This window comes from Paenibacillus sp. 32352 (assembly GCF_002042965.1).
Classification (GTDB): domain Bacteria; phylum Bacillota; class Bacilli; order Paenibacillales; family NBRC-103111; genus Paenibacillus_S; species Paenibacillus_S vulneris.
The window spans coordinates 80841-94636 of sequence record NZ_MZNT01000010.1; the positions used below are offsets into that span (position 1 = coordinate 80841).

At 50.8% G+C, this 13796-nt stretch carries 13 protein-coding genes; 6 read left to right on the forward strand and 7 right to left on the reverse strand.

Annotation, left to right across the window (positions count from 1 at the left end):
- Window positions 1–18 precede the first annotated feature (18 nt).
- The 5 genes from B1728_RS22360 to B1728_RS22380 all read left to right on the forward strand — a co-directional run bounded on the left by B1728_RS22360 (window position 19) and on the right by B1728_RS22380 (window position 5146).
- Window positions 19–1368 carry an LLM class flavin-dependent oxidoreductase gene (locus B1728_RS22360; RefSeq protein ID WP_079912633.1) on the forward strand — a complete coding sequence of 450 codons (1350 nt, stop codon included), beginning with the start codon at window positions 19–21 and terminating at the stop codon, window positions 1366–1368.
- A gap of 61 nt (window positions 1369–1429) precedes the next feature.
- Window positions 1430–2788, forward strand: coding sequence for an LLM class flavin-dependent oxidoreductase (locus B1728_RS22365; protein WP_079912634.1), 1359 nt, complete (start codon window positions 1430–1432; stop codon window positions 2786–2788).
- Window positions 2789–2822: 34 nt separating this feature from the next.
- Window positions 2823–3872 (forward strand): aliphatic sulfonate ABC transporter substrate-binding protein, encoded by a 1050-nt coding sequence (locus tag B1728_RS22370; RefSeq protein ID WP_079912635.1) that lies wholly within the window; start codon window positions 2823–2825, stop codon window positions 3870–3872.
- A gap of 147 nt (window positions 3873–4019) precedes the next feature.
- On the forward strand, window positions 4020–4556 hold the full coding sequence (locus B1728_RS22375) for a 3'-5' exonuclease (RefSeq protein WP_079912636.1): 537 nt from the start codon (window positions 4020–4022) through the stop codon (window positions 4554–4556).
- 29 nt (window positions 4557–4585) lie between these two features.
- Window positions 4586–5146 (forward strand): SMI1/KNR4 family protein, encoded by a 561-nt coding sequence (locus tag B1728_RS22380; protein WP_079912637.1) that lies wholly within the window; start codon window positions 4586–4588, stop codon window positions 5144–5146.
- A 313-nt stretch (window positions 5147–5459) separates the two neighbouring features.
- Here B1728_RS22380 and B1728_RS22385 read toward each other — a convergent pair whose 3' ends face one another.
- The 6 genes from B1728_RS22385 to B1728_RS22410 all read right to left on the reverse strand — a co-directional run bounded on the left by B1728_RS22385 (window position 5460) and on the right by B1728_RS22410 (window position 11690).
- On the reverse strand, window positions 5460–6326 hold the full coding sequence (locus tag B1728_RS22385; RefSeq protein WP_079912844.1) for an ABC transporter permease: 867 nt from the start codon (window positions 6324–6326) through the stop codon (window positions 5460–5462).
- A gap of 30 nt (window positions 6327–6356) precedes the next feature.
- Entirely contained in the window at window positions 6357–7130 is a 774-nt protein-coding gene (locus B1728_RS22390) for an ABC transporter ATP-binding protein (protein WP_079912638.1), read from the reverse strand.
- Window positions 7131–7304: 174 nt separating this feature from the next.
- Window positions 7305–8357: an aliphatic sulfonate ABC transporter substrate-binding protein gene (locus B1728_RS22395; protein ID WP_079912639.1), complete on the reverse strand. Its 1053-nt coding sequence runs from the start codon at window positions 8355–8357 to the stop codon at window positions 7305–7307.
- A gap of 243 nt (window positions 8358–8600) precedes the next feature.
- Window positions 8601–9107, reverse strand: coding sequence for a GNAT family N-acetyltransferase (locus B1728_RS22400; protein ID WP_079912640.1), 507 nt, complete (start codon window positions 9105–9107; stop codon window positions 8601–8603).
- Between the two features lie 78 nt (window positions 9108–9185).
- Window positions 9186–10073 carry an NAD(P)-dependent oxidoreductase gene (locus B1728_RS22405; RefSeq protein ID WP_144027961.1) on the reverse strand — a complete coding sequence of 296 codons (888 nt, stop codon included), beginning with the start codon at window positions 10071–10073 and terminating at the stop codon, window positions 9186–9188.
- A gap of 297 nt (window positions 10074–10370) precedes the next feature.
- Window positions 10371–11690 (reverse strand): ABC transporter substrate-binding protein, encoded by a 1320-nt coding sequence (locus B1728_RS22410; protein WP_179136153.1) that lies wholly within the window; start codon window positions 11688–11690, stop codon window positions 10371–10373.
- A 441-nt stretch (window positions 11691–12131) separates the two neighbouring features.
- Between B1728_RS22410 and B1728_RS22415 the strand changes: the two genes are divergently transcribed.
- Entirely contained in the window at window positions 12132–13145 is a 1014-nt protein-coding gene (locus B1728_RS22415) for a LacI family DNA-binding transcriptional regulator (protein WP_079912642.1), read from the forward strand.
- Between the two features lie 57 nt (window positions 13146–13202).
- Here the strand turns inward: B1728_RS22415 and B1728_RS22420 are convergent, their stop codons facing one another.
- Window positions 13203–13781, reverse strand: a complete 579-nt coding sequence (locus B1728_RS22420; RefSeq protein WP_079912643.1) for a VanZ family protein — start codon at window positions 13779–13781, stop codon at window positions 13203–13205.
- Between the last annotated feature and the right edge of the window lie 15 nt (window positions 13782–13796).

Below are 13796 nucleotides of genomic sequence, written 5' to 3' on the forward strand. Positions count from 1 at the left end.
TAAGGAAGGGAGATACTTATGAGTGTAAAAGCTAGACAAATGCATTTAGGCGCCTTTTTGTTCGGTGTCGGGCACCATGTCGCCGCCTGGCGTTATCCGGATACGGAAGCACACGGTATCATGGACCCGGCATTTTATGAGCGCTTTGCTCAGACAGCAGAACGCGGCAAGTTCGATATGCTTTTCCTGGCGGATTCATTGGCATTGCTCGGCAGCTCCCCCTCCCATACCGCTTCGGTTCGCCCGGAGCCCATTACCCTTCTCTCTTATCTTGCCGGGGTCACCGAACGAATCGGGTTGGCGGCTACCGTATCGACGACCTACCATGAGCCTTATAACCTGGCCCGTGAATTCGCTACTCTCGATCATCTGAGCGGAGGGCGGGCAGCCTGGAATGTCGTTACGTCCAGCCGCAACGAAGAGGCTGCCAATTTCAGCAAGGAGAAGCATCCGGACCATGCCGTCCGCTATGAACGGGCCAGAGAATTTATCCAGGTTGCCACCTCCTTGTGGGATAGCTGGGAGGATGATGCTATCCTGTTTGACCGGCAGAACGGACAATTCGCCAACCCCGACAAAGTTCACCGGATCGACCATCTGGGAGAGCATTTCAGGGTCAGAGGTCCGCTGAATGCCCCTAGACCGCCCCAAGGGCGGCCCGTGATTATCCAGGCCGGCTCTTCGGAGACAGGCCAGCAGCTCGCAGCCGAAACCGCTGAGGTGATTTTTACTGCATGGCAAACATTAGAGGAGGCGCAGCTCTTTTATCGCAATGTCAAATCACTTCTTGCTAAGTATGGACGCACGGCGGATGAGCTCAAGATCATGCCCGGCATCTTCCCTGTTATCGGAGCAACGGAAGCGGAAGCCCGGGAGAAGGAGCAGCTGCTGCAGCAGCTGGTGCTGCCGTCTGTCGGCTTATCGATGCTCTCCGGGTCCCTGAATGTCGATCTGCGGGATTACCCGCTGGACGGCCCACTTCCGGAACTGCCCGAGCTCGAAGCCATCAACGGCGGCAAAAGCCGATTCAAGCTCGTGTCCGATATGGCCAAACGGGACGGCCTTTCCATCCGCCAGCTGATCTATCGTGTCACCGGAGCGCGCGGGCACCGGACGATCTATGGCACCCCCGTTCAAATTGCCGATCAATTGGAGCTATGGTTCAACGAGCGCGCCTCTGACGGCTTCAATATTATGCCGCCTTATTTGCCTGGAGGCTTGGAGGACTTTGTTGAGCTGGTCATCCCCGAGCTGCAAAACCGCGGATTGTTTCGCACGGAATATACCGGAACCACGCTTCGTGATCACCTCGGCCTGAAGCGTCCCGCAAGCAAATTCAGCCGGCCTTCGGCATCCTCATCTATTTGAGCTTCTAGTACAACATTTTGGCACCTGCATGTAACGTATTTTGACCGAGGAGTGATCGACTATGGGAGAAACAAAACGCCTGCTCCACCTGGGAGCCTTCCTTTACGGTGTAGGGCATCATATTGCTGCCTGGAGATATCCGCTGACGGATTCACTGGGACTGTTTACCTTTGAATTTTATAAACGATTTGCGCAAACGGCAGAACGGGGCAAGTTCGATATGATTTTTATCGAGGACATCCCTGCGCTGCCTGAGCAGCATGAAGCCTCCGTTCAGCATACCGTCCCCGTCCGGGCCGAGCCCCTCACGCTGCTATCCACGCTTGCTTCCGTCACTTCCCATATCGGCTTGGCCGGAACCGTCTCCACCACCTACAGCGAGCCTTACCACGTTGCCAGAAAATTCGCTTCCCTTGATCATTTGAGCCGCGGGCGAGCGGCCTGGAATGCCGTGACGACGAGTATGGAAATTACAAGCCAGAACTTCGGCCAGGACCATCACCTGGACCATTCCATCCGCTACGAACGCGCACAAGAATTCGTCGAGGTCGTCACGTCGCTGTGGGACAGCTGGGAGGACGGCGCGCTACTTATCGATAAGTCATCCGGAGTCTTTGCCGATCCTGATAAAATCCATGCGATCCGCCATCAAGGGAAATTTTTCTCGGTACGAGGCCCTCTTTCGATTCCTCGTACTCCCCAAGGTAGACCCGTGCTCGTTCAAGCCGGTTCCTCCGAGACGGGCCAGGATTTTGCGGCAAAAACGGCTGAGGTCGTATTCACGGCATGGCAGACGCTGGAGGAGGCGCAGTCCTTCTACAGCAGTCTGAAGGGAAGGCTCAAGCAGTATGGCCGTTCCCGAGATCAATTGAAAATATTACCCGGTATCCTGCCGGTTATCGGAGCTACCGAACAAGAAGCAAAGGAGAAGGAAGCCCATCTGCAGGAGCTCGTGCTTCCCGAAGTCGGCTTGGCCATGGTTTCCCGAACGCTACGGGTGGATCTGTCCGCCTACCCTCTCGACGGGCCTGTGCCCGACCTGCCCGATGCGGTAAACATTAACGGGGGCAAAAGCCGCTATCAGCTGCTGGTCGATATGGCCCGCCGCGACAAGCTGACCATCCGGCAGCTCGTGGCCAGAGTTACCGGGGCGCGCGGTCACAAAACCATCCATGGGACGCCGGAGCAGATTGCCGACTTTCTGGAAAACTGGTTTACCCACGGCGGCTGCGACGGGTTTAATATTATGCCTCCTTATTTGCCCGGAGGGCTGGACGAATTCGTGGATCGGGTCATTCCGATCCTGCAGCAGCGCGGTTTGTATCGGACAGAATACAGCGGAACGACACTTCGCGATCATTTAGGGCTGGCCGTTCCAGGCAACCGGTATCAATTAAGGCCGCAGCAGCAAGCCAATTAATAGCAGACCGTTAAATTACAAGGGGGTTTTCATTATGGCAGCGAGGAAAAAGAAGACGATATTATCCATCCTGACAAGTATCATTGTATTTTCCGTGGTGTTAACCGGCTGCGGCAAGACGGCCTCTACGGATACCGCCTCCGCTGCCCAAGCAGGTTCTGTGGAGAAATCCAAGGAAAAGATCGTCGTTAATATCGGAGTCCAGGGAAAGACGGGCATTCTTCCCTATGCAAGGGATAAGGGAGCCTTCGAAAAAGCTTTTGCCGCCGTTGGGGCCGAGGTCAAATGGAATGAATTTGCAAGTGGTCCCCCGCACTTCGAAGCGCTGGCCGCCGGCCGGCTCGATTTCGGCTCCGTCGGAGGGACCCCCGTAGTCTCCGGACAGGTCGGAGGCATCGACTTCAAGGCTATCGCCGTAACCAGCGACGGCAAGAAAGGCAATATGATTGTCGTTCCCAAGAACAGTCCGATCAAAGAGCTGAAGGATCTGAAAGGCAAAAAAATCGGTGTGGCCAAAGGCAGCAGCGCCTATAACTTCCTTTATCTGGCCATCGATAAAATTGGTCTTAAGGGCGACGACGTCAAGGTGATTCAGCTGCAGCCCGATGAAGCAAGACCCGCTCTGGACTCCGGCGCGATCGATGCCTGGTCGATCTGGGAGCCATATGCTACGACGGCCGTATTTCAGACCGGGGCCAGAATACTGGTGACCGGCCAGGATTTGAATATTAACGCCCCCGGCTTCCTGATTGCCCGAACCAAATTTACCAAAGATCATCCGGACCTCACCGTTCTTTTCCTTAAAACCTATGAGGAGGTCCGCAAATATTATGTGGAGCATAACGAGGAAGTGACTGAGGAGCTGTCCAAATCCCAGAAGCTGGACAAGGAAATCATCAGCACCGTATTAAAAAACACCGAACCTCTTCTTTCCCCCATCACTCCAGAATTCGCCAAAGCGCATCAGGAGCAGGCCGACTTCCTATATTCGGCAGGAGCCATCAATAAAAAGCTCGAAACGAGCCAAGTGCTGGAGGGCAAATTCGTGGAGCAGGCTTTGAAGGAGCTGAAGGATAAAAAATAGGCGACCTCCTTCTTGAAAAAAGGGCCATCGTTGGCTCTTTTTCTTTTTCCCCGATACATAGGTTATAATCAAAAATTACACTGACCTTTAGACAGCTTTATTGTACTATCATTCCTAACTACCTTTAAAAGAATGGATGATTAGGACATGAACTACATTATTTTTGATTTAGAGGCCACCTGCTGGGAAAACGACCGAAGCAAGCCGAATGAAATTATTGAGATTGGAGCGGTCAAGCTCAATCAGCAGCTTCAACGGATAGATGAATTCCAAACCTTCATCAAGCCTGTGCTGAACCCCTGGTTATCTGATTTCTGTAAAACACTAACCTCTATTACCCAAGAGGATGTTCAAGCAGCTCCTTATTTTCCCCAAGGTGTCCGCGCGTTCCAGGATTGGATCGGTCCGGGGCCCTTTTACCTCTGCTCCTGGGGTCTCTATGATAAGAATCAGCTAATTAAAGACTGTAAGCTGCACAGTCTAAGCACGGATTGGCTGAAGCATCACATCAGCATCAAGCATCAGCACGGTAAAATGATCGGCCGTGATCGGGGCGCCGGTATGGAGAGGGCACTTCAAATGCTGCATTTGCCTATGGAGGGCCAACATCACCGGGGGATCGATGACGCCAGAAATATTGCGAAGATTTTTGTCCGGTTATTTGATAAGCTGGAGTTTAGCTGAGTCTATCGGAAACAGGAGGATGAGCATCTTTGTGGAACCATGTATTTGAACTGGAGCATGTCAGAAGACCGCCAGCTGACGAGAATGAGCTTGACCGTTTTGTTACAGCCTGGAATGCGGCGTTATCCGAGCAAGAGATGGCCGAGATTGCGGGCAGACAACGAAATCCGTTTCCTGCAGGACATGAGCTGTACGATCAGTACAAGCCATTTGATCCTGCTTTATGGAAGCTGCCGCAGAAGACGTTTCCTGCCAGCTATCTTGATTTCTTGCGCTATTCCAATGGCGGGGAATTTCAGAACGGCGACAGGTTCTTTCAGTTTTTTGGCACGGATCAGCTTCGGGAATACAATCTGGCTTACGAGCTGCCCGAATACATGAAGCATGCCGTTTCTTTTGCCATGGATGGCTGCGGGAATCACTATCTTTTTGATATGCGGGAAGAAATGAACAATAACGAGTATCCGATCCTTGTCGCGCATTCCGGGTATCTCGATTATGAAGGATGCGTTCTTGTCGCCGAATCCTTTCTCGAGCTCTGCTCGGGAAGAACCTCGATGGATGAAGAGATGGATCGGCGCTGGGCGTAGAGCCCCAAACGAAATAACCCCACAAGTGGGGCGAGTCTGTTGGAAAATCTGAAAATCTGAAAAATTGCTTCGATCCCCCAGTGGGGTATCCCCTTCCGGTCGCTGTTGTTCTCAGGAAACTTTGATTAAATTTGCTCTATAGCGGGAATTTCACGAGAACAAAGGCGAACGCTATCGCTCCTACAGGAGATACCCCACTTACCACCTTTCGCATTTTTCTGTATGGTAGGGTTTTTCAACAACATGATCCCAGTAGTTGGTTAATAATACAAGAGGGAAAGCACTTCCGCTTCCCCAGCTCTACGTTATTGAATTAACCATTATAACTGTCGCGCCACTTGAGCAGCTTCTTCTCCAGCAGCCGGACCAAGGAATCGGTCAATTTGCCCACGATAGCGAATATGATGATTCCGACAAACACGATCTGTGTCTGGGAAAATTGACGGGCATCCATAATCAGGTACCCGATCCCTTCACTTGACCCCATCAGCTCGGCAACGACCAGCCCTAACCAGGCAACGCCGAGAGATAGCCTTAAGCCAAGCAGCAGATTCGGCATCGCAGCCGGAATCACGAGGCGTGTGATTTGATTCCACCGGCTGAATTCGAGGATGCGGGCTACATCGAACAGCTTCGAATCGGCGCTGCGGATTCCGAGAAACGTATTTACATATAAAGGGAAAAAGGCGCCTTTAGCAATCAACAGCACTTTGGACAGCTCCCCGAAACCGAACCAGAGGATGAACAGCGGAGTAATGGCCAAGTGCGGAATCATGCGAAGCATCTGAACCGTAGGGTCCAGCGTTTCTTCCGCTCTCCGGAACAGGCCGCTCACTAACCCGAGCAGCAGTCCCAAACCGCCCCCCAGCAAAAAGCCTACCGCAGCGCGGTACACACTGATTTGTAAATGCTTGAACAGCTCTCCGGAGGAGATCAGATCGATAAAAGCCTGGAGTATGGCTAACGGAGTCGGAAGCAGCGTCTTGGAGATCAGCTCCAGGCTGCCCGCGATTTGCCATATGATTAATACGGAAACCGGCAAAATCAACCCTCGAATGACGATCGCCCATTTGTCGTTTCGCTTTCGCCTTGCCGCCGTATCCTTCCCCTTTACTTGCTCCTGCTGGCCTCCAATCGCTTCGGCACCGGCTGGGCCGGTTATCGTCCCTGTCGAATGCATCATTGCACTCACCCCTTCTACGAATGTTTGTTAAATGCCCGAGCTGTCTACCAGCTCCAGCTCATCCACGCGCTCAAACTCATTCAGTACCTTATGACGCATTTCCTGGAAGGACGATGTCGTCTTCTTTCTTGGAAAAGGAAGATCCACAGGAATAATCTTGCGAATGGTGCCAGGCCGGGCATTCATGATAACGACCCGGTTAGCGAGAAAGACCGCTTCGTCGATATCATGCGTGACGAGAATCATCGTCGTCTTGTTCTGCTGCCAAATATCAAGCAGGACCTCCTGCAAGTGGCTTCTCGTAAATGCGTCCAGTGCACCAAAGGGCTCATCGAGCAGCAGCACCTTAGGCTTGCGCAGCAGCGCTCTGGCGATGGCTACCCGCTGGGACATCCCTCCCGACAGCTCCCGCGGATAAGCCTTCTCGAACCCACGGAGGCGGACAATCTCAATCAGCTCATCCACCTGCCGCCGGACCTCCGGATCGCTAAGCCGCAGATCGGCCGCAATATTTTTCTCGACGGTTAGCCAAGGGAACAAGCGGTGCTCTTGAAAAATAAAGCCTTTATCAATGCTCGGGCGGTCCACAGGACGGTTCTCCAGCAGCACCGTCCCCGTATAGGCCGTATCCAGACCCGCTATAATTTTCAATAAAGTGCTTTTGCCGCAGCCGCTGGGGCCGATGACTGTGATGAATTCGCCTTGCTTCACATGAAGCTCAATCTGATTCAGCGCTTGGACGGGGCCTTGCGGAGTGGCGAATTGTTTAGATAGTCCGTGAATTTCGAGCGTATGGGTCATTCATAATCTCCTCCCGGGACTTAACTTATACAAAAAAGAGACTCCCCGCCATAGCCGCCCGGGTCCGCGAACGGACCTGCGACAGCTTCAGGAAGTCTCCGGTGTTCCGGTTGACTGCTGCTTAACCATGAGCCAGCCTTTTGACACAAGCTGAAGGTCGGCCTCTTGGTACAGCTATTTCTGTTCAGCCTTATACTGCTCTAACGCTTTAGTAATATATTGATTGTCTACGACCTTGGACGTATCGATTTTCTTCTTAATGGCCCCCTGCTCATAGATGGAGTTGGCCGTTTCCTGCTGAATTTTGATGATTTCATCTGTAATCGGCATATTGGTAGGCTCCGTATTCTCAATGACCTGCCGAATAATTTCACGGTCAACCTTCTTCAGCTGGGCGTAGACGTCTATCGCCTCTTCCAGATGCTGCTTTTGCCATTGCTGCGTCTTTTCCTCCACCTTCAGATACAGTGTCACCAGATCAGGGTGTTCCTCGGCAAACTTGGTGCGTACGATCTGAAAGCCTGCGCCTTTGGCATCCAAAGCCGTTCCGTCCACCAATACCCGTGCTCCATTCAGCACCTTCTGTGTGGACATGAACGGTTCCCAGATGGCCCAGGCATCGACGGAGCCGGTTTCAAAGGCAGGCTGGGCTTCATCCGGCTGAAGCGATATGATTTGCACATCGGCCGGCTTCAGATTAGCCTTCTCCAGCGCTTTGTAGACAACCGTCTGGGCCGAGCTGGCCTTGGCAAACGCGATTTTCTTCCCTTTCAAGTCCTGAATCGTTTTGATCGGACTATCCTTTTTCACCAGAATGGCATTTCCTTTGGAGCCGAAGCTGGCCGCAGCGATTTCCTTGAACGGTACATCGGCCGCTTGGCCGGAAATCACCGGCAGGTCGCCAACCCTCCCGAAATCCAGCCGATTGGAGGCAATCGCTTCAAAATAGGAAGGACCGCTTTGGAATTCCACCCAATTGACCTTGGCGCCGGCCTTGGCGAATTCCTCCTCGAACCAGCCCTTCTGCTTGGCAAGCAGGATCGGCCATATGCTTTGCTGAATGCCGATATTGACGACCAAAGGCTCCTTGGAGCTTGCTCCGGCGGGCCCTGCGCTGTTGCCGGTCTTGCCGTTATGATCTGCGCCCTGCGAGCTGCCGCAGCCTGCAAGCAGCATCAATCCCCATATAACTGTCACAACAAAAGACACCCATTTTACTATTCTCATAAGTACTCCTCTTTCCGATCCATCTCATGATTAACGCAAAAAAACCTTACTGCTCCTTTGTGAATTAACAATAAGGCCTTCGGTTTTCCGATCGGCAAAAAGGATATGAAGATTTACGTCAGTGATCTTCCTATATCATAATGCCACTAATTCCAATGTGTCAACTGGGAATTTAAAATAAAAACAAAACCTGCAAGAGAGCCGCTGTTCCGCAACAGCCCTCTCGCAGGTCACCCTTATTAATTAAACCGGACGGATTTCTTTCTCCATAATGTAATCGTCCATCACAAACCCGTTTCCGATATCCGCAACCTGGGTGCGCAGCTTTTTAAAGCCCTTCTTCTCGTACACCGCAATCGTCGCATCATTATAGCGGTTGACGGTGAGCCATATCGCGCTCAAGCCTCTTTTGCGGCACAGCTCGACCAAAAATTCCATGGCCCGGCTTGCAAACCCTCTGCCGCGATGCTCCTTCAGGATATACAATTTACTTAAAAACAGCTTGCCCTCTTCTTGCTTTACTCCCATATAGCCAATGTTGGAGCCGTTCAGCTTCATAAAGTAATATTCGTAGCCTTGATGCTTCAATTGATCGGTCAGGGCAGGGTAGGATTGAAATTTTTGCACCATATAATCGATTTGTTCCCGGGATATGATGGTTATAAAATATTCATTCCAAATTTCCGCTGCCAGTCGAGCCAAGTCCGTAACTTCTTCCTCCGTCTTTAATTGGGTAAAAACAGGTTCCATAAGATCACCTCTTTGTATCCTGCCATAGAGCTCGTAAGAAGCTTGTCCCGCTTCCCGCCCCTGAGTTCTCTCCATGCTTTACAGCTGCTGCTGATATACCTTGAACAAGGCCTGGGTACCGCTATCCTCTTCGCCCATCTGAGCCAACTGTTCGTACAATGCACGGGCCTGCGCCAATCCCGGAAGCTCCAGCTTCATCTCCTTCGCGGAGTCCAACGCAATCTGCATGTCCTTAATAAAATGCTTCACATAAAAGCCGGGGGCATAGTCCCCGTTAAGCATTCTCGGAGCGAGATTGCTCAGGGAGAAGCTTCCCGCCGCTCCCGATTGGATGCTTTTCAACACGGTAGAAGGATCGAGTCCCGCTTTTTGTGCATAGATCAGGGCTTCACATACGCCCATCATATTGGAGGCAATGGCGATTTGATTGCACATTTTCGTAAACTGCCCGGAACCGGCAGGTCCTTGGTGAACGATCTGCGTACCCATTGCTTCCAGCACAGGCAGCGCCTGATCGAAGGCCTCCTTGCTTCCGCCAACCATAATGGAGAGCCGCGCTTCTCTTGCCCCGACATCTCCTCCCGAGACAGGAGCGTCTAGTGCAAGAATCCCCCGCTTCAGCGCTTCCGCCTCAATGCGCTTTGCCAAAGAAGGACTGGAGGTGGTCATATCTATAACAATAGTTCCCGGCTTGGCATGAGGAATAACTCCCTGCTCACCGAGGCTGACCTCTTCGACGTCATGAGGATAACCGACCATCGTAATGATCACGTCGCATAAAGGTGCCAGCGAGGAAGGCGTCTGATGCCACTCGGCCCCTTGGGCGACCAAGGATTCAGCCTTTTCCTTCGTCCGGCTGTATACATGGAGCTTATAGCCCTTGTTCATCAGATGGCCCGCCATGCTTTTGCCCATCACTCCTGTGCCAATAAAACCGACAACCGTATTTTGCGCTGTTCTTTCCAAGCTAAGGTCCCCTTTTCCATTCGAGATTCAGATCATATAGAGAAAAGACATCCCTCTCCCACTGCAGAAAGAAACAATGTCTCCATCGGTACGGTCGACAAAACCAATCATGAAATGCTTGAAGAATGCCTGTTTCCAACCTAACATTGCTGCAAAGCGTTGTCAACTTAAGGAGCTATGACCTAATCAATAACCATGCCGGACTGATCAATGGCTGCGCGAAATAAAAAGCAGGGCACTCCCGCAAGATAAGCCAGTAAGTCCCTGGTCATCATCGGTGGTGCTCCTGCTATCACGTTACTTGGTCTCGGATTCAATCTTCTTGTTAACCTGCTCCTGACCGTTTCGAAGTACGGTATTCACATCGGTTTTGCCTAACAAGAGATCGGTAATTTGACCCCGAATGGCATCCTCTACAAACGTATCGTATCGGGTTTTGGCCGCCGCCGGCGCGAAGGTGTTGCTGAATACGGCATTCTTGATATTCTTATCCTTCATGGTCGTGTCCTGGCCGAACACCTGCTTGATCGCATCGTTCTTCAGAATCGTAATGCCGCCTGACTTGGAAAATTGCGTCTGGTACTCATCGCTGATAAACAGCTTCACGACCTCCATCGCCTCATCCTTATGCTCGCTGGTCGAAGTGATAAACATATAAGTCGGATAGGATTGACTGCCGACTTTCGGAGCATCCTTGAAGGTAGGCAGTGCCGTCACGTCCCAATTCATCTCGCGGGTCCAGTCGTAATCCCCGTACATGAAGCTGAACATAGCGACATTCCGGGCCTTGGAGAACTCGTCAATGTACGGAATCTTGTACCATTGCTTCTTCAAATCCTCAAGCACTGGGCCGTAGCCTTCGGATTGCATCGGCTTCATCAAGGTTTCCTGAACTAGCTTTTTCCATGCATCCGTTTCCAGCGTCGCTTTTTTGGAGGAGGCATCGACATTGGCAAGAGACAGCGGGTTCAGTCTTAAAAAGTGATTGATCGATGTCGTATAACCGACGTAGTTGACGCCGTTATCGCTTCGGGTCAGCTTTTGCGATAGAGCCGCCAAATCATCCCAACTCATTCCGTCTTTAGGGTATTCCACCCCGAATTTATCAAAAATATCCTTATTGTACATCAACACCAGCGTACTGTTGCTGATCGGCAGGCCATATAGACCGCCCATGACCTTGATAGCATCAATCGTCGACGGCTCAAACCGGCTTAGATCTACATTATGCTTTTTCACCAGATCGGATAAATCCTGGTTCAGCCCGATATCCAGAAGGGAGCCCTTCAACCCGATTTGTCCTATCGAATCGATGAAGATATCCACCTTCGTCGTCCCGCTCGTAATCATCTCAGCCAAGCTGACCGTCTTGTCTTTGGGCACGAATTTCACCGTAACATTCGGCAGCTTTTGCTTTATGTAATCTCCATATTGTTTTTGAAACTGCTCTTCGGAAAGATTCCCGTTATGATAAAAATATAAGTCCACCGGCTTCATATTCGCCGCAGCCCCTGCATCACCGGTTGACGACGCCGGCTCCTGCTTGGTACTGGAGCATCCGGACAATATCGACCCGAGCAGAAGCGTTCCTGCCACTGCCATTGTTACCTTTTTCATGGTATGACCCTCCCTTTTTACGATCCAATAAACCGCTTTCATATTGATGAAGCTTCAATGAATAGATATGATGGGTACCCGCCTGCACTAAGAGGTTAATGCAATAAAGCTGTAAGTGCTGAAATCGATTTCATGATGTATTATACTCAGCAGCTGGAAATATTGTCAAACAAAAAATGATAAAGCACGATTTTTATTGAATTTTATCCGGTTTATAAAAATAAACTCTAATGGAGTCTCTGTTTGAATGAACTGAAATCGATTTTATAATACTGGATTTGACTGAACACTATTTTTGAATAAATTTCCAACTATATCCGGTTCGTTCAGCTTAATCCAACAATCGACTCCTTCCTATTCTATGAAATGATGAGTATTGCAATCGATTTCTTTATAGGTTATAGTCTTCACAGAATAAAAATCTGTATAAGGTAGATGAGAATGGACATAAAAATCGTCGATGTGGCCGCCAAAGCCGGCGTCTCCCCCGCTACGGTATCCCGGGTTCTAAATAATAACAGCAATGTTACCTCCAAGACGAAGGACAGGGTCATGAAGGTGATTCATGAGCTCGGTTACCAACCGAATGCCGCCGCCAAAAATCTTCGTTCCCAGAAAACGATGGCTATCGGCGTTATCGTTCCGGAAATTAATAACTCCTATTATGCAGAAGTGATCAAGGGCATCGAAAATCAGGCTTATGCCATGAAATATAAGGTTATTATCTGCGATACGTCGAACAACAAGGAAAAAGAGCTGGAATTTATCAATCTGCTCATGAATAAAACCGTAGACTGCATGATCCTGGTAACCCCGATGATGTCGGATGAGGAGATTTGCCATTGGGCCGATATGGATTATTCCATAGGCATCGTCGGCAGATATATTCATCACGATAAGGTTCCGTGCGTCTATACGGACAATGTGAAATTTTCGAAGGAAGTCGTGAACCATCTGGTAGAGCAAGGGCATCGGGAAATCGCGTTTCTCAGCGGCTATGCGGATGCCATCGACAGCTATGAGAGACTGGAGGGCTACTTGAAGGGCCTGCGCGAGCATCATATTCCATTCCGTCCCGAATGGATCGAGAACGGGAACTTTAACAAGCAGGGCGGATACGAGGCGTTAAAGAGATTAATAGAGAAGAAGGTCAGCTTCACCGCTATCTATGCCGCGAACGACGAAATGGCGCTTGGTGTGTATCAGGCATGTGGTGAACTCGGAATCAAGATTCCGCAACAGCTCGCCGTCATCGGCGTGGACAACAATCGCATCAGCCGGTACATCACTCCTCAGCTCAGCACAGTGAACCAGCCGAAGATGAAGATGGGCGGCGCTATCGTCGAGAGATTGATTCATCAGCTCGAGAACGGTGAAGTGACGGACAACCGGGTTATCATTCTGGAGTCCCAGCTTATTGTCCGCGATTCTTCGCTGAGCCTGCCGCAGACGTAAGCGAACATCCGGGTGTATAACAGCCGGGCTTGCATAGTTAGACACTGTTCTACACGGTCAGCCCGCACCCTCGCCCTGGCCGTTAGGCTGCCTGCGGAGCGGAGATTTGCTTTTGGCTTTAGCCGCCTGCGCTTCCTTGGGCTTTCGGCTTAGTTTGCATAAGCGGAATACCGTATAACCTATCATTCCTCCTGTTACATTCAGGATCATATCATCGACATCGAAGGTTCCGATCGATAGCAGCAGCTGTATCATCTCAAAGCTTCCACTCCATAACAAGGAGGTCATCAGCATCCCTACCCACGAACGGCAGCAGCGGCGGAAAAACAGCGGGGCCATTAGGCCAAACGGAATAAAGACTTCGATATTACCGATCAAATTATCCGGCGGAAACTGCAGGAAATCGATAGGCTGTTTCAAATCCTGTGCAATCTCTTTGAAGGGAATGATGTTCCCGGACGCTTCATAACGCTTTATAATATCCCGCGGATTCTCCCAATTATGCTTGAACCGGTCGATCAGATAATCGAGCTCCAGCGGGCCGAGCTTGAATAAAATAGCCTTGGCCAACAGATACAAATAAACGGCAAATACGGCCGGCAGTACTATATTTTTGCCTGGATGGAACGATTTCATCTATACCCCTCGCTT

Excerpts from the sequence above, each read along its gene's own strand:
- B1728_RS22365 (WP_079912634.1), top strand. The coding sequence starts at position 1,430 with ATGGGAGAAACAAAACGCCTGCTCCACCTGGGAGCCTTCCTTTACGGT.
- B1728_RS22395 (WP_079912639.1), bottom strand. The coding sequence starts at position 8,357 with ATGAGAATAGTAAAATGGGTGTCTTTTGTTGTGACAGTTATATGGGGA.
- B1728_RS22375 (WP_079912636.1), top strand. The coding sequence starts at position 4,020 with ATGAACTACATTATTTTTGATTTAGAGGCCACCTGCTGGGAAAACGAC.
- B1728_RS22385 (WP_079912844.1), bottom strand. The coding sequence starts at position 6,326 with ATGCATTCGACAGGGACGATAACCGGCCCAGCCGGTGCCGAAGCGATT.
- B1728_RS22390 (WP_079912638.1), bottom strand. The coding sequence starts at position 7,130 with ATGACCCATACGCTCGAAATTCACGGACTATCTAAACAATTCGCCACT.
- B1728_RS22420 (WP_079912643.1), bottom strand. The coding sequence starts at position 13,781 with ATGAAATCGTTCCATCCAGGCAAAAATATAGTACTGCCGGCCGTATTT.
- B1728_RS22400 (WP_079912640.1), bottom strand. The coding sequence starts at position 9,107 with ATGGAACCTGTTTTTACCCAATTAAAGACGGAGGAAGAAGTTACGGAC.
- B1728_RS22360 (WP_079912633.1), top strand. The coding sequence starts at position 19 with ATGAGTGTAAAAGCTAGACAAATGCATTTAGGCGCCTTTTTGTTCGGT.
- B1728_RS22410 (WP_179136153.1), bottom strand. The coding sequence starts at position 11,690 with ATGAAAAAGGTAACAATGGCAGTGGCAGGAACGCTTCTGCTCGGGTCG.
- B1728_RS22370 (WP_079912635.1), top strand. The coding sequence starts at position 2,823 with ATGGCAGCGAGGAAAAAGAAGACGATATTATCCATCCTGACAAGTATC.
- B1728_RS22415 (WP_079912642.1), top strand. The coding sequence starts at position 12,132 with ATGGACATAAAAATCGTCGATGTGGCCGCCAAAGCCGGCGTCTCCCCC.